Origin of the sequence: Spiroplasma endosymbiont of Panzeria rudis, from assembly GCF_964019705.1 — a bacterium.
In the GTDB taxonomy this organism is placed as follows: Bacteria; Bacillota_I; Bacilli_A; order Mycoplasmatales; family VBWQ01; genus Spiroplasma_E; species Spiroplasma_E ixodetis_A.
Genome location: NZ_OZ026460.1, coordinates 496,378 through 522,494 on the forward strand (window position 1 = coordinate 496,378; position 26,117 = coordinate 522,494).

Here is a 26,117-nt window from a genome sequence, read left to right on the forward strand (position 1 = left end):
ATAAGTAAAAAAAGTTACCAATTAAGGTAACTTTTTAATTAGGTGCCAACCTAATTATTTAGAATTAATATAAATTTGAGAACTTTTTTATTTCATATACTTACATAAGTAAGTAATATAATTATATATTATTTAAGATTGTGGTGGAATATTATTTTGTTTAGGTTTTATTTTAAGTTTAAAAATGGATTTTAATTTTGGAAATTTTTTAATTATTTTTAGAATTATTGGAATAAAGTAAAAACATAATAACTCAATACATCCAAAAATAATAAATATGTAATAAACACTTTTTATATTTAAATTATTAGCAAAAAAATAAAAAAGTAAAGGACATATAAGAAAAAAAGTTAAACTAGTATATATATATATATAGTTTTTAAAATTCTTATTATCACAAAAACGAATAAATAATTTGTATGGTACAAACATTAGAAATAAAAATGTTAGAGATATTGTAATTGAAATTGTGTAAGGAGAATTTATAAAATCATTTCATCATGGTCAAAATTCATTACGATTTAAAAAATACATTTTTATTCACTTCCTAAAATTTAATTATATTTTTATTTTACCAAATTATCTTGCATTTAAAACTATTTTATTAATATTAGATTTAATATTTGATATATATCTATATGCTCAACTTTTATCTGGTTCTCTTTGTGCAGAATTGGTATATTCTATTTTACCTAAATTACCTTGTAAATAAATAATTCAATTTAATTTTTCAGAGTTATTAACTATGCTAAACACTATAGGATAATCATTATTTATTTTTTGTTCATAAGAATTATAACTCTTCTTAATTTTTAAATCAAATTCGTAATTACAGAAAGAATATGAAGTAAAAATATTATATTTACTAAAACTTTTGTAATAAGCATTTGCAAAATAATCAGTAACTTCATTAGGAGCAATTGTACCAAACTTACTAAAAAATTCAGATTCTGGAAAATTGTCTTTATTTATTTTTAAATCTTTTAAATCAATAGTTATACTTGTATTTTTAATTTCTTTTGAAGGATTAAAAGTTTCGTTATTAATATCAATAGTATTTAAATCAGAACTTTTTGAATTTGATATCGTTTCAATTTTATAACTATAATATATTGTTATACTTTTGTAAAATCTTTGTAAATCATTAAAAGTATTAATTAATAATGTAGGGTCTAATAATGAATTTAAATCAATTTCATATTTACTAAATTTACTTATATTTTTTTCTTTTCATTCTTTTATATTACTATATCCTTTTTTTATTAATGATACATCATTTGCTGTCATTTCAATTTTTAAATTTGGAATAATAACAATTGTTTTAGCAATATTTTGTGGACTTGGTGGTAATATTTTTGCAGGATATGAAAATGTTGTTTCTTCACTTTCTTCATATTCATCATGATTTAATTTATATAAAGTTGTTCAATTAAAAGCATTACCAGTTAAATAACCCATATTATTATATCTAAACTGAGCAATTGATATTTCATTATAATCACCTTGATAAGTAAATGGATTATCACTATAAAATGTATGTCTTTCTTCTCCTTGATGTAATGATTGAGTTACAATTGTATCAATAATATAAGCATAATTTGAACCATCAATAACTCCATTACTTGTTGGATTTCATTGACAATCTTTATCTTCATTTGTAAATGGTGAAGCAATATCTAAAAATTCAGTATCTTCTGCTAAAATATATACTTTATTATTTTTCTTTTGTGATAAATCAACAGTTGATATTTGTTCTTTAACTTCTAATTTTTTACCAGTAGTAGGGTCTCATGGATAAACACTTATTCTATCACTTAATTTCATTGTCATAGCAGTTGTTGAAACATTTGCACCTAATAATTTACCAATAGTAAAATCATTATCATTTGTAAAAGCATTTAAAGGAATTAAACCACCATTACCAATAATACTTTCTAAATTACTTGTAAAAAATGCACTCATAAAACCATTAAAATATAACATTTTTTTATATTGTTGAACATTTTGAGTAATAACTCAACTACTTCAAATACCTAATGTTAAAGAATTTAATAATTTACCAATTAAAGGTATATCACTTAATGCAAATGGTAATCATTGTTGACTATCATAAGGCATTTGAATTAAAGGACTAAATACTACACTATTAAAATTTAATATTGCTGACATATATTTTTGTGATATTTTACTATAATCAACAGTTGGACTTCCTATAATTAAATGAGTTTCTGGGTCTTTATATTTAAAATTACTTGACATATCAACATTATAATTACCTTGTAAATTATTTATATTTCATTCACTATCTCAAAAGAATTTAGCATTACCAATGGCTGTACCATTACTTTTTGTTGCTTTATCTTTATCAAAAGAAAGCATACCTTTAAAATCTTTTGTTACAAATAAATTATCTTGAAAATTTAATGAAGTTTTTAATCATTCTGTAAAATTTTTAAAATTAGTAAATCCAGTAGGTTTTGCATCCATAATATTATAAAATGTTGTTTCTGGATGACTACTTGTTGTTATTTTATCATTTATTCCAGCAAGTAAACCACCATTATTTTTAATATCAGTTGTAGATAAATCATTATTACCAGCAATAAATAATCTTCTTGAAGCAAATACTTTACTTTCAAATATTTCTTCATTATTTTGTTGAAGTGGTTCTTGACCTTGAATTATTGGTCTTCCATAATAATAACAACTTGATAATAATTCTAATCCATAACTTTGTCTATGACTATAACGTACACCAATATCACGCATTAAAGTACGATTTAAGGTTACTTTTCCTTGTTGAATAGTAGGAAAAGCATAACCACTACCTGGACTTGCATATTGTACAAAATCAAGTGTATTTTGACCACTTGCAACTACTCTATCATTTAAACTACTAAAAGTTAAAACTTGCATACTAAATGCACCATTATAAGGACTATAATAATTTGTTACATTTGAAATATATAATAATTGTCTATCTTGATTTTTACCAGAATTACCACCAATATTTTCATTTTCATCATTAAATACAACAAAAAATTGTAAATAATCATCAATTGTAATATGTTCTTCAAACATTACTAAAGTATATTGTCTTTTAGTTTGTACTGTTTTAAATATTTGATTATTTGGTAAATTACTAAAATCAACACCACTTGTATCATCAATTAAATAAGCATTTCAATAATCACCAATTTTATATTCTTTTGTATAAAATTCATCTTGACCTGTAACTTTATGTGTTTCTTCATTAATTTTACCTTTATTTTTTTGATATATTTTAGTACTATTTTTTCAAATACATACAACCGGCGTATTACCAGTTAAAATTAATTCATATTGTCCAAAATCACTTATTTTACTATTAATTGGTTTATAACCAGTTTCAGTTAAAGGAATTGCTCCATTATTTATAATAAATGGAAATATTTTTCAATGACTTTGTCTTTTAATTAATATTTGTTGCATCTTTAATCTCATGTGAGCGTGTTTCATTAATTGTATTTGTTGATGTCTGCTCATTTTCATTACCTCCTAAATTTTTATTTAATTTTTGATTTTCATTAATAATATTTTCTAATTTATTTTCAGCCATAAGTTGGTCAATATTATCATATTCACCAATTGCTTCAATTATTGTCATTGTGCCATTATTTAATCTTGAATTAATAATTTGATCTTGTATAATTTGGTCAGTCATTGCTATAGGTATAAATTTAAATGAATAAGGTCTTTCACCAATACCATTTCATAAATTTTCACTAATAAGAAGTAAATCAAATATACGATAAAAATAAGCACTATAAAATGCTATTTTTATTTCTGTAGTTTCCATATCATATTTATTATTAAACATACTTTGTGTTTTATTAGTATAAACATCATTACAATGTTCATCATAATCATAACCAGCACCATTAAATATTGCTTTAGCAGTACCATTATAATCTAATCAATATTCATTAAATTTTGGATTACCTTGAATAATTTGCATACCACCATTACCATTTTTATCATAACCAGCACTACCAACATTAACAAACATATCTTTTTTAGGATTTTCAATAATATTACCATTTTCTTGCATTTCTTTAACTGTTTCATTATCTAATGCAGCAAATAAAGTAGTAACATTTAATTCTCTTTCTAATCTTTTTTGTCTAATAACACGATTTAAATCTCAAATTAAATCTCATACTGGTGTACAATCTGGATATGCATTTAAAGTTGTAGCATTACCATATAAATTTATTATTGGTAAATTAGTTATTTCAAAAATAGGTATATAATTAAATGGATTTTTAATTTCATAAGTTTTTAATGGAGTAATATTTGGTTTTAATTTAGTACGTGTAGAACCTAAAATAATATCTTTATTATTATCTTTATATGTTTCATATTTAACTTTTCCATTTTTAATTGTTACTCATGTTAAAGTTGCACTATCTGCTTGTTCATTAATAAAATAAAATTCTGCTGCTTGTTCTTGTTCATTATATTTAGCAACTCTACCACAAAAACTATTAGGTAATATTTTAAGTGATTTACTATTATCTTCATTAACTATAATCATTATAAATACTTTACCCATTAAACTATTTTGTAAACCAAATTTATAAAATTTTTCTAATCATTTATCTTTTAAATTCATTTCATTTAAATAATCTAATATTTCTTTTTTACTTGAATTAAATAAAAAACCTTTACCTAATCATAATTTAGTTGATTTTTGAGCAATAATCATAGGTATATCAATATATCAATTTGATTTATCACAGCTTAAATATTCCATTGTATTTATCATAATTCATCACCATTAAATTTATTTTTATTAATTAATAATTTATTATTAATACCATTAATTAATCATTTCATTTCATGCATTAAAGCATACATATCACTATCTCAAGTATCATCATGTAAATCTAACATTTTAGGAGTATTATTATTAGTATCTAATTTCTTTTTATCTAATCATTGCATTAAACTATATTGTCTTCTAGTTTCTATACATCTTTCTCAATTAAAACTAATAATATTTTTAAGCATACAAATTGTTGTAAAATCAATTCTATCATTTAAATATAAAATTGATTTATCTACTGCTATAAATTTTAATCATGTTATATTACGTTTTTTAACTCAACTTTTTAAAACATCAATAAATACTAATCCACCATTACCATAATCAACATAACAAATAAAACCAAATAACATTGCTATATAACGTTTACTTTCATTTAAATAATAATTAATAATATCATTTGCTAAAGTATCAGTATCTTTATATTGCATAGTAACATTACTATGATAAAATTCACTTTCTTTATGTGCTCTTCTACCATTATCATTTTCACCAATAAATCATAATGAAGCAGCAGTAGGATGACCACTACTACTTGTTGCCATACCTATATCTAAACCACCAGTTAATCTTTGTACTTGAAAATCTAATTTAGTTCCTACTTTATCAAGATATCTTGCAAATATAGCACCTTGTAAAACACTAGGAACTCCATAATATCAACTTTGTGCTTTAATAGGGTCTAATACTTTTAATTCTTCTAAATCATTAATCATATCTAATGTCAAATTATGAGAGTTTACTTTTCAATTACTATAATGAAATAATTTAAATATATTATTATCAAATATTGATTTAATTTGTTCATTATTAGATTTCATAATTTCTAAATTAAAAGGTACAATTTTATTCATATATTCAATAAAATATTGATAAATATTATCTGGATTACAACTTTTTATTTTAATTCTTTTTTCAGCATTACCTAATGCAAATGTTATTGCTTGAAATTCTGCTTGACTAAATTCATTTGCTTCTTCACATCATTCAATTGCTAAATCAAAACCTTTTATTTCACTACGAGAAAGACCTTTTAAAGGTATTCTATCATTTGAATTACTATATACACCCATTACTCTAATAAATGATTTTGAACCTTTAAAACGAAAGTCTGCTTGTTTATTTGGATATTTTAAAGTAAAATTTTTATAATCATTAAAACTAATTGTTATTAAAGCATTATATATTTCTTTAACTAAATCATTAATATCTTTATTTAATTTTCTAAAACAATATATAGCAATTGATTTATTAACTTTAATTGAAATAGCAATTAATATTGCTAATTCTTCTGCAATACTATATGTTTTACTAGAATATCTACTTCCACTTAAATTATATTCACTATGAGTAAAATCACTTTTATTTAATAATCAATAACTAATTTCATGTAAATAAGTAAATTCTTTATTCATAATATTATTCCTGTAATTCTTCTAATTTTAAAAGTTGACCATATCTTGTAGGGTCACTAACAATAGCAATTGTATCATTTTGCATTTGTAAAGAAACCATTATTCTATCATTAACTTTATCTCAATCCAAAGTTTGAACATCAGTATTTAACTCACCATATAAAAATTCTTTACAAATAAAAGCAAATTTCTTATTACTTGTTTGACTTTCAAAATTATAATAAATTTTATATTTAATATTTGATTTAAAATTATATTTAATATGATTTATATTAACTTTTGTTCCTACTTCTTTTCACTGTGGAATATGTGGTTGTTTTTTATTTAATTCATTAATAGCACCAGAAACAGTTTTATTAGTAGTTTCTAAATTAGGGATTTCAGTACCAATAGTATTAATAGCAAAAGCATATTTAAATTGGTCTTTATCCATTTTATCTTCTAATTTTTTATCTACTTCTTCTTTTTTATAATAATCAGATAAATCTACTTTACCACCAGTAGCACTAATTTTATTATTTTCATCAATAGTAATATTTTCACCAGCAATTAATTTATCTTGTTTTTTATTTAATAATTCATTTGTTTCTTCTTTTTTATAATAACTAGATAAATCAGGAATTTTATTATCAACATATTGTTTAGTAGTAGCATCACTTAAAAATGTAGGTGTACCAACATCAATAATTCTTTTACCATTAACATCAATACCTTTAAAATCTTTTGGCTTTATAAAATTAGGATTATCTGTAATAATTTCTCATAATGAATTATCAATATCAGTTTTAATACCAGTAGTATCAATATTAACTACTGGTCTTAATAAATTTTGTGGATGATTAATAGTAATTTTAGTTCTAGAATCTAATGATTTTATATTATTATAAGGTATGTATGCATTTAATGGACTATCTTCACCACAATTTGAAATAAATTTATTAAATCAATTATTTTTTTGTGGTTCTATACCTTTTAAATTAAAACCTTTAATATTTGGATATTCTTTAATTTTTCTTAAATAATTAAATACTTCTGGTGGTATAAAATAAGGGTCATCTGGATTAGTTTCACTATAAGTTAATCCACCTTGACTAATTGAACCTTGACCACGTAAATAATCTACATCTTTAGTTAATAAAAACCTAACATAGTGAGTAGTTGCTGTTTGAATATTATCTGTAAAATCAGTTGGTGTTATTTCTGGTCATTTTTTTGAAATAGTAAAACCACTTAAATAATCAATATTGCTACTTGCTACAGATATTGCAAATCAAATTTCATTATCTGGAGTAGTTACTTTATCAAATAATAAATCATTAAAATATTTAGAATTTTTAAATTCTTCAACTGTTATAAATAAAATTGGGTCTTTAATAGCCATAATAATTTACTCCTTAATGTAAAATAAAGGGTATTTAAACCCTTTAAATTCCAACTTTAGTTGCTTTTTTCTTATCTTTTTCTGATAATTCTTTTTTAGAAGCTCTTTGACTAATAATAGTATTTTTAAATACTTCATCTTTTTCATTATCATTATTAAAACTATCTAAAGATTTAGCAATTGATGTAGTTTCTAATTGTAATTGAGAATTTATTTGTTTAATATTTGATTTAATAAATTCAATTTCTTTATCTCTTTTTAATTCTTTTGCTAATTTATTTTTCTTTGATTTTTTAATTAATTTACTAAATAAAGCTAATCCTCCTGATATAGCTATTCCAGTAGCTACTGCTCCACATATTGCTGAAATTCATTCTATTGAAAAATTCATTTTTTATTCCTCCAATTGTATTTTATTTGAATGTTGTTTACATAATTGACATTCTTTTTTATGTTTTCTAATTTCTTTATATTGATATATTAAATAAGGACTTGTAATAATAATTGGTATTGTTATTAATATATATTTAATTAATTTTCCATAATTACCTAATTTAGTTACTAAGTTTAATCCAATATGACCAAACATAGGAAATAAAGTTAATATTAAATGGTCTGGTCAAGTAAAATTATATTGATTAGTATAATTACCTATTCCCATTGATATTGGTATTTTAGGTATTAATCAAGGTGTTATTGTAAAAAATAATGTTATTAACATACCTATAATATGACTTGTTATTTTTAAAATATTTGATATTAAAATTTTAATTTTATCAATATGAGTACTATTTTTACTAAATCAAATTTTATTTAATCTTTTGTATTCTTTATTATCTTTTGATATTGGATTAATAGTATTTCATATACCAATTGGTTTAATTGGTTTATCTAATTCAATAATAATTATCACCTACTTTCATGTTTTATATTTACTTTTATTTTTATAAATTGAAATACCAATATTTTTATTTAAATTATTAATTTTATGAAAAGTTAAATATTCTTTTCTTTCTACTCTTCATGCTCTACTACCTAATTCAGTTTTTGGTAAAGTTTTAAATTCTTTAAGTTTAAAAAATCCACGCTCTAATCTATTAATAAATGCAGTTGTTTTTAAAACATTAATATTAGTTGATTTAATAACGTTATAACGTTGTTTACCTTTATTAATACCTTTCTGTTCTTTAAGTTGTTTCTTTACATATAAACGTATTTGACTTGGTAAAAAACCTCTTAAAAAATATCTTCAAAATATTGTTCCAGCACCATTACCATTTTTACCTTTTTGAACTTTCATTAAATTTCAAGTTTCTTCTGGTACATTTGGATAAGTATATACACCATATCATCGTTTATTTTTAGATGTATCACTTTGAAATAAACCTTGTAATATTCCAACTTTTAATGACTGATTAGATTTATAAAATAAACCTTTTTTAAATCATGAACTTGATAATATTACTCAACCTTTATCATCTTGACTATTTTGTTCAATATCTTTATTATTAATATCTTTTTTATCTTCTTTAAATAAATTATTAATTTTCTTTATAGGTTTAAATATTAATTTATCTAATTGTGATTTTAATTCAGTTAATTCACTAGGTTTCATAATTGAAATAAGTTTTTTAATAATATTTGGATTAAAAGTCGAATATGGTTGGTCAAGTTCTGTCTCATTAACATTTTCACTATCTAAAACTGATTTTAAACTTTGATTTTTACTATATAACTTTAATAAACTAATAATTGCAGTTTTAATATCATTAGTTTCTAATGCAGAATAGATAATTCTAATAATTAAAGGTAACATTATAAACTCATATGGTTATAATCTCAATTTAAGGAAGCATTATCTAATATTACTTCACTCATATTATCACTACCATATTGACTAGTTGTTTCACTATTAATTGTGAATCTATTATCATTAATTAATCTTGTAGTTTCATTAGTAAATGTTGTTTCTTGCATTTCTTGATTATGATTTGTAGTTTCCATAGGTAATAAATTATGAATAATTTCACTTGCACCAGCAATAATTGTTGGAATAGCATAAGCATTATTAAAATCATTATTAATACCCATAGCAACACCACTTGATATTAAACATCCCCCAGTAGCCATATTACAAATCTTTCTTATTGTTTCAAATCTATTAGGAATTAATTCAGTTAATCCACTAATAAGATTTGAAATACCATAAGCATTTAAACTAATATATGTATCTCAATCCATTAATTTATTATTTTTTAATAATAAATCTGGAAATGGATTTGGATTTGGATTAATTGAAGAATTAGTAAATTTAGCATAATTTGCTAAACCAATTGTTCCTAAACCTAATAAGATTTTTTTAGAACTATTAATTAATTTAGTTTTAGTAGTTGGTCTTTGATTTAAATTTCATATATCTAAACCTAATTTTTTACCAAATAATAAACTATTAATTGAACCTAATAATGGATTTGCAATTACTTGACCATAATAAGCACTTGTACCAATCATTGCCGATAAAGGACTTATTGAAGAACGAATTATCTTTAATAAAGTATAATTACTTGATTGTATAGTGATATCATTTGGCATTTTCATTTACTCCTTTTAATAAATTAGTTTGTTTTTCAATTTTAATAATTACTTTACCTTCACAATGGATATTATCTCCTACACATATAGCATAATTATCATGTACATCACTAATAATAAAATAATCATTTCTTAATTTAGGATATTCATCTAATAAAATTGCTCTAATATCATTACTTGTAGTTAAATCTTCTGGTTTAGCAGAATAAATAGTAATATGTGCTTTTTCATTAAAATATTTATATATAAATTCCATAATTATTTTTTAGTAAATTCTAATTTTACTGTTCCATAATAATCTTTATTATTACCAGAAATAATAGCACTTGTTGATGTAATATTACTAAATGTTACTTTACCTTTTTCATAACCATTATTACCAATATTTATTATTGTAGTTTCTAATTCATCATTAGTAGGAGTAGTTCCTGCCATAGTAATTTTTCCTAAATTTTTATAATAAATTACATCTTGTAAATCTAAAATATTCATATTATCATAATCAGTTGATTGATAAGTTGCATTAATATTAGTTGCATCAACTTTATAATTTTTTGTTCTTGCTTCTTTAATTTCATCTATTGTTGGCATTTTTTCTTGAATTATATACATTAAATTAGGTCTTATTGCTGATGGTAATGAATATAATGCTTTACCAATAATACGAATATTATCAGTAGCATTATCTAATTTATTTCTTACTTTTGTAAATGAAATAGGCATACCTCACATATAGCGATTATAAACTACTCCAAATAAATCTAATAATTTATAATCTTTTTCTAAATGCATACCAGAAACAGTATCATGTATAAAATCTTGTTCTAAATAAAAACTTTCATAAAATTCCATTCCCATAATTTGATTTGTATATCTTTTACCAGTTGCTAAAGTATTTGCAGCAATTTGTCCATAATTTAATAAAGTAAATGCTTTTGCTAAATTAAAACTACTATCAATACCACAAGCACCAGTTAAATCTGCTTTATTAATACCAACTGTAATATCATCTACTTTTTTAATTAATTTATTATTTTTTTCTCCAATTATATAATAAGCATTTAATGCTTGTTCTTTAGTCATATTATTTAAATTTAAAGGTAATACTAATGATTTAGCAATTGCATAATCTTTTGTACCTTGTAAAAATATTAATTCAAAATTTTCTCTTAAATTTCTCATAAATGAACTTGTTCAATTTGAAACAATTTGTGTTGCTATATTTGCTGGTGAAGTCATAAATCTTTCAATATCAAATTCTGGAATATTAAAATCAATTGTTAATTCTTTATCAATAATTAATGTTGTTGTTTTAACTGTTCCTTTTTGTCTTTTTGTACCAGTAAATTCATCTCATGTTGAACCTCATAATACACGAACAGTTGCTCTATATATTGCCATTGCTACACCACTAATATTTGCTATTTGGTCAGCAGTAACAGTATTTCTCATAAATAAAGTACTTAATTCAGCAGTTAATTCACCACGAACTTGTGCTTCAAGTACACTTAAAACAGCATTTTCAGTAGGAGAATTACCACCAATAATAAATGCTTTAGGTATTTGTGGAATTGCCATATTATCCTCTTTCTATTTAATAGATTGAAGTGCATTTCCTCTTGCTAAATTTACAAGTTTTTCTAATTCATTAGGGTCAGTAATACCTGTAGTTTTTGCTTTTTCATTTAATTTTCTTTCTAATTCTTCTGGATTAATACTATTTGTATGTAAATCTAAAAGAGTTTTAGGATTAAAATCATTTGAATTAGATTTATTTTCTTGTTTAATAGATTCTGTTTTATCAATTAAAAATTCTTTATAATCTTCATTTATTTTATTAAATGCTTCTTGTTTAGATAAAGATTTATAATTATCAGTACTCATTAAATTTTTAATTAAATTTACTTTTTTAGTATCTTTAATATTAGAAAATAATTGTTGCTCTTCAAAACTATTAATTTTATTTTCATATTCTTTTAATTTAGGTTTAAACATTTTATTTTCCATAAATTGTTCATGTTCTTTTATTAAACGTTGTATATTTTCTGGATTAGAATAATCTACATTGTTATCTCATTTAAAATTTTCCATTTTAAACTCCTTATTTAATAATAATTATTCCTATTATTAGGCAAATAGTCACGCCATGTTTCATGTTAATTATATCATTTTTATCCTTTAAAATAAATGAAAAAAACCTATATTTATTATAGGTTTTTAATCATCATTTTCAATTTTTCTTGGTTCACAAAGATTAATAATTATATTACTTTGTGTATTATTATCATCTTCATTAATATCAAATTCATTTGGATGAGATTTTAATCAATGTGTATAAATTAATTCTGGTTTTATTAATGCTTTTTCTAACATATGAGTTGAAATAATACTACGTGCTTTATCATAACTTTTTAAAAAATTACGTTGTCATGGACTGCTTCTGCGTCGGCAATCAAATATAAATTTTCTATCAATTCCAAGAGCATTATTTAATCCTTGTGGTGTTAATGTTTTATTTTTTGTTCTTAAATAATTACTAATTGTAACATCATAATTTCCTAGTTCTTTTCTTTTTGCTGACATATTATCACCTATATTCAATATTTATATACTAATTATAACATTTTCATAAAGTCATATTTCACCACTTTAATAATAATTATTACTATAATCAATTCATAAATTAAGAAAGGAAATAATATTATGAATTTTCTTAACAATGAACTTAATTATGATGAACTTGATAATCAAATTAAAAATAATGGTTTAAATTATTTCACAAATCTATTAAAAGCATTTGATGATTTTTGACATCAATATATATATGATAAAAGTAAACATAAATATGTTAAAACTGCTCCAAGAAGTCCAAATACTCAATATGGTAAAATAAATAATTTTTATCGTAGATGTTATTTAATATTAGAAACTAATGAATATTATTATCCTTTAGATGATTATATAAAAATTAAAAAAAGAAAAAGAACACTTACAAGTTTAGAGCATACAATAATAAAAAATTCAGGCAATGGTAAAAGACAAAGTGATGTACAAGATACTATAAAAAATAGTAATTTTTCAAAAACATATATTACTAATGTAATGAAAAATGCAGTAATAAATGTTGAAGAAATAAAGGAAAAGAAAGTAGTATTACCAACTGAAAAATTATTTGTAAATATGGATGATTGTTTTATAAGTTCTTTATTTGATAATAAAAAACAAAAAAATCGTATTCGTACAATTAGTGCAAATAAAGGTAAAGATTTAGAAAAATCTACTAAAAGTAGAAATGTTTTAAAAGATAAAAAAATTACTTATATGAAAACTAAAAATGGTCAAAGAATTAAAAGACAAGAATTAATTGATAAAATTTATGAATTTCTTGATTTACAATTTATTTATACTAAAAGTAGTTTAGTATTTATTGGTGATGGTGCGCCTTGAATTAAAACTACTGCTAAAAAAGAAAATATTCCTTATGTAATTGATAGACATCATGCATTTAAAGCATTGAAAAAAGGATTTATTTTTAATAGAAAAGTAGATAATAAAAAATTAACAAATGCATATGATTTATTTGTTAATGGTAAATATTATCAATTATTAGATTTTTTAAAAGAAAATAATGGATAGGTTACACTTTATTGGACACTAATTACGTAGACAAGTGAACAAATTAGTTAAAAGAAAGGAACTATAATTATGGCCAATATTAACTCATATACCGATGAATTTAAAAAACAAATAGTAGCTTTATATCAAAGCGGTAAGTCAGTGTCTTGTCTTGCTAAAGAGTACAATGTTACAAGAGCAGCTACTTATAATTGAATTAAGCAATTTACTAATTCAGGCAGTTTTAAAACTAAAGATAATCGTTCTATTGAAGAAAATGAATTAATTAAATTAAGAAAAGAATTAAAACAGTTACGAATGGAAAATGATATTTTAAAGCAAGCAGCACTAATAATAGGCAGAAAATAGAAATTATTGCTAAAAATAAAGTTAAATATAAAATTCGCACAATGTGTCGTTTTTTAAAACTTTCTAAATCAACATATTATTTTAATTTAAAGGAAAAAGAAAAAAAACAAAATAATATTTATGATGAAGCTGTTATTAGTGCTTTTAAAGAAAATAAAGAAGTTTATGGAACAAGAAGATTAAAAGTTGTTCTAAAAGAAAAGAATATTTATTTGTCACGCAGAAAAATTAAAGAAATTATGAATAAACATAATTTAATATCAAAATACACTAAATTATCATTCAAAAATCATCATAATAAAGTCAACGATAGTCAAATAACCAATATCGTTAATAGAAACTTTAATAATAGGCTTAAAAATGAAGTTATTGTTAGTGATTTAACTTATGTTCAAGTTAATGGTAAATGAAACTATATTTGCCTATTAATTGACCTATTTAACCGCGAAATTATTGGACATAGTGTAGGTACTAAAAAAGATGCATCATTAGTACATCAAGCATTTATGCACTCAAATCGTTGTTTAAAAGATATTCAAATATTTCATAGTGATCGCGGTAATGAATTTAATAATAAAATTATTGATAAACTTTTACTAGCATTCAATATTAATCGCTCTTTAAGCAAAAAAGGTTGTCCTTATGATAACGCTGTTGCTGAAGCAACTTTTAAAACTTTCAAAATTGAATTTATTAATGATAAAAATTTTACATCATTAATCCAATTAAAATTAGAATTATTTGATTACATCAACTGATATAACAACATAAGAATTCACAGCACTTTAAACTACTTAACTCCAGTTAATTATCAAAAATAAATGTCTACCAAAAAATAGTCCTAAAAAGGGTTGCCATTCCAGTTTGTCAAGTTTTATTAGATACATATAATATTAATTTATTACCTAATAATCCACATGGTATTAAATGAAAAATAACTAAGGATGGTGGATGTATTATTTTTCCTAATAATCAACAAATTGACTTTATTGGTTATGCTAATGGTAATAAGATTTTTGGAAAAGAAGCCGGTGGTTCAAGTTTTTTAGGTTCAAGAACAGATGAAATTATTATGGCAGAAGAAAAAGAAACACTAACAGAAAAGCAATTAACATATCGATATGAACGTTTACAAAACTCTATGTTTAGAAGTAATCGTATTAAAGTATCAAAAGAACCTATTAAAGAATGAAGTTGAACGTTTATTGATAAAAATATATATAGTCCTAATTTTGGAAAAAAAATTACTCGCTATTTTTATAAAAGTTTCTTTATTACTTTTACATGTAATCCTTATGATAAATATCATCCATTTTATTTAAAATACTGTACGCCATTTTTACCATTAAATGATAAAGTGATGGAAAATCTTAAAAAAAATGGCAAAATTTATTATGAAAATCAAGATATGTTTAGTGGTTTAGGTTTATTTGTTTTAAGATTTACTATTCAACCATTTTGAAATAAATTACCAGATATTCAAAAAAAGAACATTATTAGAAATGAAAAAAAGTAATCCTGATGAATTTAATACTGTTTTTTATGGTTTTGAATTTTTAGATAGTGATGCAACAATTTTCCCATTTCAAAAAACTGTAAAGTGCTGACAACCATATGATTTAAAAGAATTTTATAATTCAAAAAAAGATATGTATAAATTTGATTTTTATTCAGTTGGTGTGGATTGAGCAACTGGTCATAAAGACCATACTGTATTTATAGTAGTGGGTTTTAAAGAATATAATAATACTGGTTATTATGATGCTTATATTATTTGTGAATTAGTAGTTACTCCAAATGATTTTATAAATGAAAATGAAAAAATTAATGCTTATGTTAATGAAATTTTAAGATTAATTGATAATTTTGAAAATTTTGAACAAGCAATTTATTTTTATGATGATAAAGCACGAACTGCCATTGATTGATTAAATCAAAAATTAATAGATGAACATAATACTATTTTAATCACACAAACTGCTATTAAACATGCTTCAAATTTAAATCAAGAAGCAGGATTAACTAATAGAGTAGTTTGAATGAGAAACATTATGAGTTATGGAAACTTTTATGCAAATAAAGATGATTTACCAAAGACTACTCAATGTTTAGAAGAATTACGTTATGACCAAACCAAAACTAACATTCCTGATAAAAATATGTATCAAGACCCGTATGATGGATTATTTTATGCATTGTATCCATATAAAAATGTAATTAGGGGTAAAAATAATGCTACTGTGAAAAAAAGCATCTTCACATTTGCCATATAATAAACAACTACAATATCATTAATAGTATAGGTATCACAAAATAAACGCCTTTTATTTAGGCGTTATTTTGCGTTTAAAAACGTACTTGTAAAAATAATCAAAAATAGTACAATTTATAAGTAAAATCAAGGAAAAAAGGAGTAATTTAATATGAAAACATGAATAAAAGCAAATTTAAGTAAAATAACATTAGCATTAGCACTAACTAGTGCTACAACTGGAGCAATAGGATTAATCATGGGGGGGTGCTTACCCATAATCTTAGTGGACTTAAATATTATTTAAATTCATATAAAGAACCTATAATGGGTGTTCAGAAAATATGAATGTTTGACATTCATGGTATTTCAGTTTCTATAAAAAGTGAATTTAAAATATACTTTGCTGATAATCCTAAAAAAACAAAATTTTATAATGGTGGAGATACTATTGAAAGAATAGATATACCATGAGATGGCAATTATCCATATGGTTATTTTAATAAATAACATTTAAATTTCTAAATTAATATAAGAAATATTTTCATTATATTTGTCAAATAAATTAATATTAGTTAAGTTTATTTCTTGTTTGTCAGTTATTAAAATTAAATAATAATTACCAGCACCAAATATTCCACTAATTTCAATCCGATTTAAATTATTAATTGGATTTTTAATTTGCAATTCAAATTCATTTTTATTATCAATTTGTAATATCTCTTCATAAAATTCTAATTTAGAAAATAATTGAGATTTATTTGAACCATATAAATTTAAAGCATTCTCAATTTTATTGTTACTAATAATTACTCTTGTAAAGTATTTTCCATATTCGCCATTTCCTAATGTTCAATCTGCTGGAATTAATGACGGAATATTATTGCTTTCTAATTCATTTGTAATAGATAATCAATTTAATTGATTATCATCAAGTTTAAATAATTCATTTTGACTAATATCATTATTTTTTAATTTAATATTATTCATATCTGTAAAATCAAAATATTCAGATTTTAGTATTACTTTTACATCTTTATATTTTCAACTATCATCCTTATTAGAATGTATAGGATTTGATTTTAATTCAAAATAATAAGGTAATAAAATTTTTGGAATGGCAACCCTTTTTAGGACTATTTTTTGGTAGACATTTATTTTTGATAATTAACTGGAGTTAAGTAGTTTAAAGTGCTGTGAATTCTTATGTTGTTATATCAGTTGATGTAATCAAATAATTCTAATTTTAATTGGATTAATGATGTAAAATTTTTATCATTAATAAATTCAATTTTGAAAGTTTTAAAAGTTGCTTCAGCAACAGCGTTATCATAAGGACAACCTTTTTTGCTTAAAGAGCGATTAATATTGAATGCTAGTAAAAGTTTATCAATAATTTTATTATTAAATTCATTACCGCGATCACTATGAAATATTTGAATATCTTTTAAACAACGATTTGAGTGCATAAATGCTTGATGTACTAATGATGCATCTTTTTTAGTACCTACACTATGTCCAATAATTTCGCGGTTAAATAGGTCAATTAATAGGCAAATATAGTTTCATTTACCATTAACTTGAACATAAGTTAAATCACTAACAATAACTTCATTTTTAAGCCTATTATTAAAGTTTCTATTAACGATATTGGTTATTTGACTATCGTTGACTTTATTATGATGATTTTTGAATGATAATTTAGTGTATTTTGATATTAAATTATGTTTATTCATAATTTCTTTAATTTTTCTGCGTGACAAATAAATATTCTTTTCTTTTAGAACAACTTTTAATCTTCTTGTTCCATAAACTTCTTTATTTTCTTTAAAAGCACTAATAACAGCTTCATCATAAATATTATTTTGTTTTTTTTCTTTTTCCTTTAAATTAAAATAATATGTTGATTTAGAAAGTTTTAAAAAACGACACATTGTGCGAATTTTATATTTAACTTTATTTTTAGCAATAATTTCTATTTTCTGCCTATTATTAGTGCTGCTTGCTTTAAAATATCATTTTCCATTCGTAACTGTTTTAATTCTTTTCTTAATTTAATTAATTCATTTTCTTCAATAGAACGATTATCTTTAGTTTTAAAACTGCCTGAATTAGTAAATTGCTTAATTCAATTATAAGTAGCTGCTCTTGTAACATTGTACTCTTTAGCAAGACAAGACACTGACTTACCGCTTTGATATAAAGCTACTATTTGTTTTTTAAATTCATCGGTATATGAGTTAATATTGGCCATAATTATAGTTCCTTTCTTTTAACTAATTTGTTCACTTGTCTACGTAATTAGTGTCCAATAAAGTGTAACCTATCCAATTTAATTAATAATGGTCAATATGAACAATTAATTAACTATTTATATAATCAATTAGATAATCATAAAAAATTAAAAAAACAATACTTTAAAAATAATAAAGAAGGTATTGAAAATCAAGGTGCAAAATGAAATATTGGTTGTTTTACAGAAACTAATATTTGACATGTTTTAAAAGAAATGCTTGGTAATAGAACATATAATATTTCAATTTATATTAAAATGGTTATTTTTAAATGTAATAAGATAAATTTAGAAACATAATTTAATGAACGTAATAATTACTTATTATTTCACAATTTGCAATAGCATCTCAAAAATTATTATTTTTGATTTTTACTTTTAAACCAATAATGAAAAAAGTTAACGAAATAGTAATAATTGTTAAAATTGGAACTAAAATATAACAAAAAATAATTCCAATTTGTAACTGAATTCAATTATTATAATTGTTATTATTTTCAGTAAAATAACATATAAAACTTGGAGAATGAATTAAAATATAATTCATACTTAAAATATTTAACAATTTAAATCCATGTATTTGTCTTAAAATTAATTTTGAATTTTTATCAATTTGTACATAATCATAGTAATTTGAAATACCTATTAAAATTAAACCAATAGTAATAATTATAATAGTTAAAATAAATAATGATACAGTTAATAACTGTAATTTTTTAAGTGCTTTAATTGTCATCTTTAAATTCTCCTTAATTTTATTTCATAAGTTTAACACTTACTAAACTTAATTATAAGTATTTTAGTTGCAATAAATTTAAAAAAATTGTATTATTTAAATACAATTTCGGAAATGTTTAGTAATCTGTGTAACTTACAAAAATAACTATGTTTAATTAATTCTAGTAAATATAATTAAATGACTAGAAAGAGTGAGTTACAGATGGCTAAAAAAGATAACTTTAATAATAATGATCCAATATCAAAAGCAGTAGATTTATTACTAGAAAATACTGAAGATTTAACAACAGTTTTTAAACCTGGCGGTTTATATAAAGAATTAACAAAAAGATTAGTTGAAAAAATGTTGAATTCTGAAATGCAAAATTATTTAGGATATGAAAAAAATCAACATAGTACTACTGAAAATGCTCGTAATGGTACAAGTTCAAAAAAATTAATAACTCAACAAGGTAAAATTGAAATTGATGTACCAAGAGATCGCAATAGTAATTTTACTCCTGTAATAGTTCCTAAAAGGCAAAGAAGATTTGATGGTTTTGATCAACAAGTTCTTTCCTTGTATGCAAAAGGAATGACATTATCTGACATTAGAATGCAGTTGCAAGAGTTATATCATGGTGCTGATATTAGTGAAAGTGTTATTAGTCAAATTACTGATGATGTTATTGATGATGTTAAAGCATGACAAAATCGACCATTAGAAAGTATTTATCCTATTGTTTATTTTGATTGTATAGTAGTTAAAGTACGACAAGATAAACGGATTATTAACAAATCAGTTTATATAGCATTAGGAGTTGATTTAGAAGGCAAAAAAGATGTTTTAGGATTATGAATTAGTGAAAATGAAGGTTCTAAGTTGAGGCTTTTTAATAATCTGTGTATCTTTGTTTTACAAAGTTACTAATTTAGATTAATTCTGTCTTCAAATTTTATCATAAAATGAGCAATTGCTGTATTTCAATTTTGAATAGGCAATGTTCATTTTTTTGTTATATTTTCAATTGCCAAGTAAAATATTTTGAAAACTACCATATCATTGGGAAAAACTTTTTTATTTCTGATGATTTTTCGTAATTGACTATTAACAGATTCAATAGCATTTGTAGTATAAATCACTCTTTTGATTTCTACTGGATAACTAATAAAAACCATTAAATTATCTCAATTTTTATATCAAGATTTAGTAATTTGAGGATATTGTTTATTTCATTTACTTTCAAACGATTCTAAAGCTTGCATTGCTTGTTCTTCACTACATGCACTATAAATTGGTTTTAAATCTGCAACTAGACCTTTTCGATGTTTGTATGAAACATTGGATAGGTTACACTTTATTGGACACTAATTACGTAGACAAGTGAACAAATTAGTTAAAAGAAAGGAACTATAATTATGGCCAATATTAACTCATATACCGATGAATTTAAAAAACAAATAGTAGCTTTATATCAAAGCGGTAAGTCAGTGTCTTGTCTTGCTAAAGAGTACAATGTTACAAGAGCAGCTACTTATAATTGAATTAAGCAATTTACTAATTCAGGCAGTTTTAAAACTAAAGATAATCGTTCTATTGAAGAAAATGAATTAATTAAATTAAGAAAAGAATTAAAACAGTTACGAATGGAAAATGATATTTTAAAGCAAGCAGCACTAATAATAGGCAGAAAATAGAAATTATTGCTAAAAATAAAGTTAAATATAAAATTCGCACAATGTGTCGTTTTTTAAAACTTTCTAAATCAACATATTATTTTAATTTAAAGGAAAAAGAAAAAAAACAAAATAATATTTATGATGAAGCTGTTATTAGTGTTTTTAAAGAAAATAAAGAAGTTTATGGAACAAGAAGATTAAAAGTTGTTCTAAAAGAAAAGAATATTTATTTGTCACGCAGAAAAATTAAAGAAATTATGAATAAACATAATTTAATATCAAAATACACTAAATTATCATTCAAAAATCATCATAATAAAGTCAACGATAGTCAAATAACCAATATCGTTAATAGAAACTTTAATAATAGGCTTAAAAATGAAGTTATTGTTAGTGATTTAACTTATGTTCAAGTTAATGGTAAATGAAACTATATTTGCCTATTAATTGACCTATTTAACCGCGAAATTATTGGACATAGTGTAGGTACTAAAAAAGATGCATCATTAGTACATCAAGCATTTATGCACTCAAATCGTTGTTTAAAAGATATTCAAATATTTCATAGTGATCGCGGTAATGAATTTAATAATAAAATTATTGATAAACTTTTACTAGCATTCAATATTAATCGCTCTTTAAGCAAAAAAGGTTGTCCTTATGATAACGCTGTTGCTGAAGCAACTTTTAAAACTTTCAAAATTGAATTTATTAATGATAAAAATTTTACATCATTAATCCAATTAAAATTAGAATTATTTGATTACATCAACTGATATAACAACATAAGAATTCACAGCACTTTAAACTACTTAACTCCAGTTAATTATCAAAAATAAATGTCTACCAAAAAATAGTCCTAAAAAGGGTTGCCATTCCAAATCTTCTATAAAAATATTTTCTTCATCACTAGTATACATTTATTTTTTCTCCTTCTATATATGTTAAAAATAACATTTTTTATAATCTGATTTTTAATTAAATTTAAAAATAAAAATATCAGAATAGTTCTAATTTATATTAGTAGTTTCCTTGTACCAATATTAAGATTCATCAAAAATATAATTTTTTTAATTTTATTTAATATAAACAATTGTAAATTTAAAAAAGTATAAAATAATATTGAATTATATGGTATTTTGATTAAATCCCAATTTAAATTTATAATTGAAAAAATAAATATACAATAAAAAAAGTACTTTAATTTACTAAAATACTTTTTTTGATTTATTAAATTTCAAAATCACATAATTATATAATATAGAAATATTATTATACATTTACTATATACTGTTTTATATAGTAAATGAGCGTGGCTTTGAAAGAAATGATTGTTCAAACTCTGTTTTAAGAATTGAACTACTAATTCCACCATCCAAAGAATTTGTACCCTCACAATAGTTATTGAATGTTCCATAGTTATTTCTTGGCTTAGTAGTAGATCCAAAATTACTATCTACTTTCTGCTCTTCAACAGCATCAAAAAATTCTTCATCACTTTCAAAAGATAGTTTTGATTTTTCAAAATTTCATTCTTCTTCATTACATAATTGTCCAATAACACTAGAAAATTCTTCAATACTTTCTAATTCACTAAAAACATCTACTAAACAAGAATCATTAATAGAGGATTGACATGATGTTACTGATTGTTCAATATTACCATTATTTTGTTGATAACCAGTTCATCTTTTAATAGTATCTATAACAGTACTCAGTTTTGGAAGAAATGGTATTCCTTCTTTATTAACCATACAATTAAGTAAAGATGAAACTAGAGAAAGAGTTATACCACCAATAACTTTTGGAGCATCTGTTGACAGTTTTTTTCAAGTAAATTCTTGATTAGATATATAATTCTCAGTACCTCATGTTATAGCCATTGATATTGGTGTTATAAAAAATAATGGTAAAATATTTTTATAAAAAAAATTACTATTTTCATCACTATTTTGTTCACTATTAAGAAGTTGATTTTCTATATCATTAATATTGTTATTAAATAAACTTTTAACTTTTTCTCAACCTAATTTTATTACTTTTTCTATCCTAGAAATGATTGCACCATGAAAAGTCATATTTAACACATAACTAGTAAATTCAATAGTTGTCTGTCCAAGAATTTCCATTGAAATTCAACTATCTAAAATATTATTAGAAGCTCTATCCAAAATTACACCAGAATAACTTAAAAATAATAAGAAAGGAATAACTTTTATTATTTCTTTTCCTACATTAATATTATTTTCATTGTTTTTTCATTTATCTATAACTCAATTTTCAATATTTTCGATTGAATCAAAAATAAAAGGTTCAATAGCTGTATCACAACCAATAAGTATACCACTAAATATCAAACTATCCTTAATAGTTTGTCAATTTCATGGTGTTTTAGCAACAGTAGTACTAATTATCATTTGAGCAGTGATATTACCAGAAAGAGCAACAATAAAAGTAATATTTTTACCTAAAAGTTTAGTTATTTTTGATAAATATTTGTTTTCTTTAATAGCAGTTTCTTCAAAAATAGATATTGTACTACTATTAGATATGCTAGAAAAATCACCACTTGAACCCAATAAACTTATTGCACTATCATCAGACATTCTACGAATATTAGGATTTTGATTACCTGTAAATAAAGGAGACATTTTAAACACTTCTTTCATATATAATAATATTTTTTTAAGTTGCTACTTTTTTAAAATAAAAAGTAGCTTCCAGTAATATAATTATTACGTGAAACTACTTCTTTTAGTCGCATATATTATTTAACCTAAAAAGGTATGAAAAAATAATAGCATGTGTTTTATAACTTGTCTATATTTTTTTAATTTTTTTAAAACAAAAATAGTTATAAAAGTAATTTTTATTATTAATTTTTATCTTTTCAAAAAGGAACTAAAAATTTATTAATTAACTATTAGTAGTAAAAATAAAAGTTAAACCTTCATATTTATTACCAAAAGCAATATCCTTTGAATTTTTACCCTCTAATCCAATTTTTATATAATCATAATATTTATCACCAAATTTTTTATTACCAGTAATAGCAATAACATTATTATATCCACCAGCATTTAACAAATATGGTTTAAAATTATCAAAAGTTAACCAAGTAACGGGTTTTTTTGGAATAAAATTTAACAATGGAACTAAAATATTACCAAGTAAAGGGTTTTTCACTTCTTCAGAAGGAATTCACTCTTGAAATGATTTTCAAAAATTTTCAGCTGCATCTGAATTATTTCTTAAATATTGTTCTTTTTGATTTTTTTCTTCTCTTTTAAAAGTAGCACCAGCAGTAACTAAATCATTATAAAATCCACCACTATCCTTTTTATTAATTGATAAATATTGTGTTCCATTAACTAATGGTTCTAATTTTTCATTTATATAATCTTGTAATGGACTAAAATTAGCATTAAAACTACAATCTTTTACTGCAGAATTATTATAAATAGTTAAATGAATTTTAATGTTAGTACTATTAATTTTTTTTATTTCATCTTGACCATTAGTAATTTCATAAGTAATATTACTAAAATCTTCTGGAGCAGTATTAAACAAGTTCCAAATATTGTCTTCAATTAATTTTTTAAAATCAGAAACATGAGTTTTATTTTCGGGTTTTAAAAAATTAGTAAAATTGGGATAAGTATTATTAGCAATTAAATTTGCAGCATCTTCTAATAATTGCTGATAATCAACTGATGAATTGTGAAAAACATCACATGCGCTAATATTAATACTAGTAATACTAGTAAATGCAAAAACACTTATAATTTTTAATATTTTTTTCATAATAAACTTCCTTAGATAATCACTACTTTTTTAGTATTATCTTCAAATTTTTCTTTTTTGTATTAATAATTCTATTTTTAATTTGTGAAATTTCAGCGTGATCTGTTATTTCATAAAATAAATGATAATAAATATATTTCAACTCACTAACTTTAATATTTTGTTTTTCAACAAATATTAGAAATTGATAAATTTCATGTAAAAGTTCAAATATTTTATTTTTTTCTTCATTAGTTAATACTTTTTGTTTTAATTCATTTCGAATAATTATTGGTGCTTCTTTAACAAATAGAAAATCACTAATGATATTTTTATAATCTCAATTATAAAATATTTTAAAATCATCAACTTTGGTTTTAACATCTTTAATATTTTTTAAAATAGTTTTAACATCGTTTTTAACTAAACTTTGAATAAAGACTGCTAATATTAATGCTAAAGAACTAGCGGGAATAAAGTACTTTAAAACTTGATCAATGTTAATAGCACCCTTAGTAAAATTCAAAATTGAATTTTTTACAATTAAATATAAAACTTCAAAACCTAAAATAATAAATAATGATCGTTTTTCTATATCTTTTCATCAAGGATTACCAAGAATCTGATTTTTTTCTTCTAATATTTTTTCTAAAATAATATAAATAATAAAATAACAAAATCAATAAGTTAAAACAAATAATGTGGTAAAAACATTAGTAAAACAAAAAATATAAGTAATGTTTCTAGCAACATTTAATACTAATAAAGCTTTAAAAATAAAGAAATTATTTTCAAAATTTGAAATTACCTTATATTTATTTTCAATATATTTTTTCATTCAACATCTGATTTGAATAAATATTAAAGTATTACTTGCAATACAACTACTAAAAATAGCAATATATAAATAAGTTTTTAAAGTAATAATAGTTTCATCAGTAATACTAGCATTATTAAAAAAATCAAATGTTAAAATTTTATTAAAAATACTACTTTTAACTTCTCATAAAATTGCACAAATAATCAAACAAATTGTTAACAATATTCATAAGATCGTCTGCATCAAATATTTATTGTTAAATCATTTTCAACTTGATTTTAATAATTGATAGTTATTCATAATTTTATCTACCTTATTTTTAAATTATTGTAAA

General features: G+C 22.3%; 25 protein-coding genes and 2 pseudogenes. 8 read left to right on the plus strand and 19 right to left on the minus strand.

The genetic code is table 4. The features are described 5' to 3' along the window. Positions 1 to 579: 579 nt before the first annotated feature. The 12 genes from AACK89_RS02765 to AACK89_RS02820 all read right to left on the minus strand — a co-directional run bounded on the left by AACK89_RS02765 (position 580) and on the right by AACK89_RS02820 (position 12,838). On the minus strand, positions 580 to 3,525 hold the full coding sequence (locus tag AACK89_RS02765) for a hypothetical protein (RefSeq protein WP_338979076.1): 2,946 nt from the start codon (positions 3,523 to 3,525) through the stop codon (positions 580 to 582). Then, the gene (locus AACK89_RS02770) at positions 3,452 to 4,807 is read right to left on the minus strand and encodes a hypothetical protein (protein WP_338979077.1); all 1,356 of its coding nucleotides are present in this window, start codon (positions 4,805 to 4,807) and stop codon (positions 3,452 to 3,454) included. Before AACK89_RS02770 ends, AACK89_RS02765 begins: the two co-directional genes overlap by 74 nt. After that, positions 4,801 to 6,282, minus strand: a complete 1,482-nt coding sequence (locus AACK89_RS02775) for a hypothetical protein (protein ID WP_338979080.1) — start codon at positions 6,280 to 6,282, stop codon at positions 4,801 to 4,803. The genes AACK89_RS02770 and AACK89_RS02775 overlap by 7 nt, the downstream gene beginning before the upstream one ends. A gap of 4 nt (positions 6,283 to 6,286) precedes the next feature. Then, on the minus strand, positions 6,287 to 7,663 hold the full coding sequence (locus AACK89_RS02780; RefSeq protein WP_338979081.1) for a hypothetical protein: 1,377 nt from the start codon (positions 7,661 to 7,663) through the stop codon (positions 6,287 to 6,289). Positions 7,664 to 7,706: 43 nt separating this feature from the next. Next, the gene (locus tag AACK89_RS02785) at positions 7,707 to 8,054 is read right to left on the minus strand and encodes a hypothetical protein (protein WP_338979082.1); all 348 of its coding nucleotides are present in this window, start codon (positions 8,052 to 8,054) and stop codon (positions 7,707 to 7,709) included. Positions 8,055 to 8,057: 3 nt separating this feature from the next. Next, positions 8,058 to 8,576, minus strand: coding sequence for a hypothetical protein (locus AACK89_RS02790; RefSeq protein ID WP_338979083.1), 519 nt, complete (start codon positions 8,574 to 8,576; stop codon positions 8,058 to 8,060). Then, positions 8,577 to 9,479 (minus strand): hypothetical protein, encoded by a 903-nt coding sequence (locus AACK89_RS02795; protein WP_338979084.1) that lies wholly within the window; start codon positions 9,477 to 9,479, stop codon positions 8,577 to 8,579. Next, positions 9,479 to 10,255 carry a hypothetical protein gene (locus AACK89_RS02800; RefSeq protein WP_338979085.1) on the minus strand — a complete coding sequence of 259 codons (777 nt, stop codon included), beginning with the start codon at positions 10,253 to 10,255 and terminating at the stop codon, positions 9,479 to 9,481. The genes AACK89_RS02795 and AACK89_RS02800 overlap by 1 nt, the downstream gene beginning before the upstream one ends. Then, on the minus strand, positions 10,224 to 10,511 hold the full coding sequence (locus AACK89_RS02805; protein ID WP_338979087.1) for a hypothetical protein: 288 nt from the start codon (positions 10,509 to 10,511) through the stop codon (positions 10,224 to 10,226). The genes AACK89_RS02800 and AACK89_RS02805 overlap by 32 nt, the downstream gene beginning before the upstream one ends. Positions 10,512 to 10,513: 2 nt before the next feature. After that, positions 10,514 to 11,833, minus strand: coding sequence for a hypothetical protein (locus AACK89_RS02810; RefSeq protein WP_338979088.1), 1,320 nt, complete (start codon positions 11,831 to 11,833; stop codon positions 10,514 to 10,516). Between the two features lie 12 nt (positions 11,834 to 11,845). Next, positions 11,846 to 12,346 (minus strand): hypothetical protein, encoded by a 501-nt coding sequence (locus AACK89_RS02815; protein ID WP_338979089.1) that lies wholly within the window; start codon positions 12,344 to 12,346, stop codon positions 11,846 to 11,848. Between the two features lie 126 nt (positions 12,347 to 12,472). Beyond that, entirely contained in the window at positions 12,473 to 12,838 is a 366-nt protein-coding gene (locus AACK89_RS02820; protein WP_338979091.1) for a hypothetical protein, read from the minus strand. A 120-nt stretch (positions 12,839 to 12,958) separates the two neighbouring features. On the opposite strand from AACK89_RS02820, the gene AACK89_RS02825 reads away from it, so the two are divergent. The 6 genes from AACK89_RS02825 (at position 12,959) to AACK89_RS02850 (ending at position 17,000) form a co-directional block, all read left to right on the plus strand. Then, a complete protein-coding gene (locus AACK89_RS02825) occupies positions 12,959 to 13,891 on the plus strand; it encodes an Mbov_0401 family ICE element transposase-like protein (RefSeq protein ID WP_338979093.1) in 933 nt (310 codons plus the stop codon). Positions 13,892 to 13,960: 69 nt separating this feature from the next. Continuing rightward, a protein-coding gene (locus tag AACK89_RS02830; RefSeq protein ID WP_338977768.1) for an IS3 family transposase occupies positions 13,961 to 15,060 on the plus strand; the annotation gives its coding sequence in 2 pieces (ribosomal slippage) (positions 13,961 to 14,204 and positions 14,204 to 15,060; 1,101 coding nt in all). A 251-nt stretch (positions 15,061 to 15,311) separates the two neighbouring features. Then, a complete protein-coding gene (locus AACK89_RS02835; RefSeq protein WP_338979094.1) occupies positions 15,312 to 15,755 on the plus strand; it encodes a hypothetical protein in 444 nt (147 codons plus the stop codon). After that, a complete protein-coding gene (locus AACK89_RS02840; RefSeq protein WP_338979095.1) occupies positions 15,742 to 16,512 on the plus strand; it encodes a hypothetical protein in 771 nt (256 codons plus the stop codon). The genes AACK89_RS02835 and AACK89_RS02840 overlap by 14 nt, the downstream gene beginning before the upstream one ends. A 150-nt stretch (positions 16,513 to 16,662) precedes the next feature. Further along, positions 16,663 to 16,797 carry a hypothetical protein gene (locus tag AACK89_RS02845; protein WP_338979097.1) on the plus strand — a complete coding sequence of 45 codons (135 nt, stop codon included), beginning with the start codon at positions 16,663 to 16,665 and terminating at the stop codon, positions 16,795 to 16,797. Further along, on the plus strand, positions 16,758 to 17,000 hold the full coding sequence (locus tag AACK89_RS02850) for a hypothetical protein (protein ID WP_338977753.1): 243 nt from the start codon (positions 16,758 to 16,760) through the stop codon (positions 16,998 to 17,000). The genes AACK89_RS02845 and AACK89_RS02850 overlap by 40 nt, the downstream gene beginning before the upstream one ends. Positions 17,001 to 17,003: 3 nt before the next feature. Here AACK89_RS02850 and AACK89_RS02855 read toward each other — a convergent pair whose 3' ends face one another. The 3 genes from AACK89_RS02855 to AACK89_RS02865 form a co-directional block, all read right to left on the minus strand. Then, entirely contained in the window at positions 17,004 to 17,480 is a 477-nt protein-coding gene (locus AACK89_RS02855; protein WP_338979098.1) for a hypothetical protein, read from the minus strand. Between the two features lie 164 nt (positions 17,481 to 17,644). Continuing rightward, a protein-coding gene (locus AACK89_RS02860) for an IS3 family transposase (protein ID WP_338977768.1) occupies positions 17,645 to 18,744 on the minus strand; the annotation gives its coding sequence in 2 pieces (ribosomal slippage) (positions 17,645 to 18,501 and positions 18,501 to 18,744; 1,101 coding nt in all). Positions 18,745 to 19,084: 340 nt separating this feature from the next. Beyond that, a complete protein-coding gene (locus tag AACK89_RS02865) occupies positions 19,085 to 19,519 on the minus strand; it encodes a hypothetical protein (protein ID WP_338979100.1) in 435 nt (144 codons plus the stop codon). A gap of 204 nt (positions 19,520 to 19,723) precedes the next feature. Here AACK89_RS02865 and AACK89_RS02870 point away from each other — a divergent pair. Beyond that, positions 19,724 to 20,398, plus strand: a pseudogene (locus tag AACK89_RS02870) (IS256 family transposase); the annotation flags it as partial. 29 nt (positions 20,399 to 20,427) lie between these two features. Here the strand turns inward: AACK89_RS02870 and AACK89_RS02875 are convergent. Further along, positions 20,428 to 20,850: pseudogene (locus AACK89_RS02875) on the minus strand (transposase); the annotation flags it as partial. A gap of 69 nt (positions 20,851 to 20,919) precedes the next feature. Between AACK89_RS02875 and AACK89_RS02880 the strand changes: the two are divergent. After that, positions 20,920 to 22,019, plus strand: a protein-coding gene (locus AACK89_RS02880; RefSeq protein WP_338978554.1) for an IS3 family transposase whose coding sequence is annotated in 2 segments (ribosomal slippage) — positions 20,920 to 21,163 and positions 21,163 to 22,019 — 1,101 coding nt in all. Because the reading frame shifts where the segments join, the coding sequence is not laid out codon by codon here. Positions 22,020 to 22,475: 456 nt separating this feature from the next. Here AACK89_RS02880 and AACK89_RS02885 read toward each other — a convergent pair. The 3 genes from AACK89_RS02885 to AACK89_RS02895 form a co-directional block, all read right to left on the minus strand. After that, positions 22,476 to 23,831, minus strand: coding sequence for a hypothetical protein (locus AACK89_RS02885; RefSeq protein WP_338979102.1), 1,356 nt, complete (start codon positions 23,829 to 23,831; stop codon positions 22,476 to 22,478). A 265-nt stretch (positions 23,832 to 24,096) separates the two neighbouring features. Then, a complete protein-coding gene (locus tag AACK89_RS02890; protein ID WP_338975061.1) occupies positions 24,097 to 24,984 on the minus strand; it encodes a hypothetical protein in 888 nt (295 codons plus the stop codon). A gap of 22 nt (positions 24,985 to 25,006) precedes the next feature. Then, complete coding sequence (locus AACK89_RS02895) at positions 25,007 to 26,083, minus strand: hypothetical protein (protein WP_338979103.1); 1,077 nt, start codon at positions 26,081 to 26,083, stop codon at positions 25,007 to 25,009. Between the last annotated feature and the right edge of the window lie 34 nt (positions 26,084 to 26,117).